Here is a 2,367-nt window from a genome sequence, read left to right as displayed (position 1 = left end):
GCCCCCCGCAGCCCCCCCCGCAGCGCAACGAAGGCCGCTCCCGGTGGTCGGGGAACGGCCCTCGGCGTTCTGTGGTGCGGCGCCGTCAGCGGGGCGCGCCGCGGTCTTCCCGCGGCTCAGATGTAGGAGTAGAAGCCCGCGCCCGCCTTGCGGCCGAGGCGGCCCGCGTCGACCATGCGCTGGAGCAGCGGGGGAGCGGCGTAGAGCGGCTCCTTGTACTCGGCGTACATCGAGTCGGCGATCGAGGCGACCGTGTCGAGGCCGATGAGGTCGGAGAGCCGGAGGGGGCCCATGGGGTGGGCGCAGCCCATCTCCATGCCGTTGTCGATGTCCTCGCGGCTCGCGATGCCGGACTCGAACATCCGGATGGCGGAGAGCAGATACGGGATCAGCAGCGCGTTGACGACGAAGCCCGAGCGGTCCTGGGCGCGGATGGTGTACTTGCCCAGGAGGCCGCCGACCGCCTCCTCGGCGCGCTTGATGGTGTCGTCGCTCGTGGTCAGCGCCGGGATCAGCTCGACCAGCCGCTGGACGGGCGCCGGGTTGAAGAAGTGGATGCCGATCACATGGTCCGGCCGGGAGGTCGCGACGGCGAGCTTCACCAGCGGGATGGAGGAAGTGTTCGACGCCAGGATCGCTTGCGGACTGGCCACCACCTGGTCCAGAACCTGGAAGATCTCGGTCTTGACCTGCTCGCTCTCGATCACGGCCTCGATCACCAGATCGCGGTCGGCGAAGTCGCCCAGGTCCGTGGTGAAGCTCAGCCGGTCCAGGGTGGCGTCCCGCTCCGTCTCGGTGATCTTGCCGCGCTCGGCCGCCTTGCCGAGGGAGTTCACCAGCCGGGTGCGCCCCAGCTCCAGGGCCTCGCCGCTGGTCTCCGCGACCATGACCTCCAGCCCGGATCGCGCACACACCTCCGCGATACCGGCGCCCATCTGGCCGCAGCCCACCACTCCGACGCGCTCGACGCCGTCTACAGAGTCCGTCACCTCGTACCTTTCGCTGATCTTCACGGATGCCGCCGTCCGACGGTACCGCTAGGGCGGTCGCCGCGCGTCGGGCGGGTGCGAAAGGTCACGCGGGCCGGGGCCCGCGGGCGGGGCGGCCCCGGCAGGGCGCGCCCCGGGCCGCGGTCAGCTCTTGTTCCGCTCCCGGACCACGGTGTCGGGCCCCGGGGACAGGATGGCCTCGTGGCCGTCCTCGAACCGTACCCGGAACGGGGGTTCGCCGTCGGCGCCCAGCACCTCGACGACCTCCGCCTCGCGGTTCTGCCGGCCTACGACCCGCCCGTGCATCAGCAGCCGGTCGCCTGGATTCGCTCGCATCAGGAGTGCCTCCCCCTCACAGGTGCGCGTCATCGGTGCCGCTGTGCGGTGTATCCGTTCGGTGCGGGCAAGTCTACGGCCTGTAGCCGGAGTTGGCCCCGGTCAGGCACGAGTCCGCTGGACGACGGCGATACACACCAGGACGGCGACGGCGGCCGCGGGCGCCGCCGGGGTCAGCTGTTCGCCGAGCAGCAGGACGGACCAGACCAGGGTCATCAGCGGCTGGGACAGCTGCACCTGGCTGGCCCGCGCCACACCCGCCACGCCCATGGCGCGGTACCACAGCAGCAGACCGAGAAGCTGCGAGCCCGCGGCGCTCCACAGCAGCCCCGCCACGGAGTGGCCGGTCAGCCCGACCGGCTCGTGCGGCAGCGCCAGCGCGGCGCCCAGCACGGCCAGCGGCAGGCAGGCCACCAGCGCCCAGCCGATGACCGCCAGGGCCGGCAGCTCGCGGGCCAGCCGTCCGCCCTCGGCGTATCCGGCGGCGCAGATCAGCAGCGCCCCGCACAGATAGAGGTCGCCCAGGGTGGGGGAGCCGCCGCTCTGGTGGAGCGCGAACGCCACCGCGACGGCGGCCCCGGCCACGGCGGCGGCCCAGAAGAGGGGGGAGGGGCGGGCGCCCGTGCGCAGCGAGGAGTAGAGGGCCGTGGTCAGCGGCAGCAGCCCGACGACCACCGCGGCGTGCGAGGTGCTGGAGGTCTGCAGGGCCAGCGTCGTCAGCAGCGGAAAGCCGATCACCACGCCCGAGGCGGCGACGGCCAGCCCCGCCCAGTGGCGCCGGGCCGGCAGCGGAACGCGCAGTGCGGCCAGGGCGCAGCTCGCCATGGTCCCGGCCAGCAGCATCCGCAGGGACACCGTCGACCACGGCCCGAGGCCCTCCAGCGCCCAGGCGGTGGCGGGGAAGGTGAGCGAGAAGAGGGTCACGGCGAGGACGGCGAGCAGGGTGCCCGGCCCGCGGGGCGCGGACCGGGCCGAACCGGCGGCCGCCGCGGACGGGCCCGGGGCGCCCTGGCCCGGGGAGGCGACGGCCGTGGTGGCGGGG

General features: G+C 73.8%; 3 protein-coding genes. All 3 read right to left on the bottom strand.

The window, feature by feature from the left end; genetic code table 11:
- Positions 1 to 116: 116 nt before the first annotated feature.
- Positions 117 to 989 carry a 3-hydroxybutyryl-CoA dehydrogenase gene (locus G5C65_RS35570; RefSeq protein ID WP_338146821.1) on the bottom strand — a complete coding sequence of 291 codons (873 nt, stop codon included), beginning with the start codon at positions 987 to 989 and terminating at the stop codon, positions 117 to 119.
- 144 nt (positions 990 to 1,133) lie between these two features.
- Complete coding sequence (locus tag G5C65_RS35565) at positions 1,134 to 1,325, bottom strand: DUF1918 domain-containing protein (RefSeq protein ID WP_165303186.1); 192 nt, start codon at positions 1,323 to 1,325, stop codon at positions 1,134 to 1,136.
- Positions 1,326 to 1,427: 102 nt separating this feature from the next.
- A partial coding sequence (locus tag G5C65_RS35560) for a DMT family transporter (RefSeq protein ID WP_241266297.1) occupies positions 1,428 to 2,367 on the bottom strand: 940 nt, incomplete at its 5' end.

Source organism: Streptomyces boncukensis, assembly GCF_011045075.1.
Taxonomy (GTDB): Bacteria; Actinomycetota; Actinomycetes; order Streptomycetales; family Streptomycetaceae; genus Streptomyces; species Streptomyces boncukensis.
Note: the sequence above shows the minus strand (reverse complement) of the source record. Positions and strands in the feature narration are given on the sequence as shown.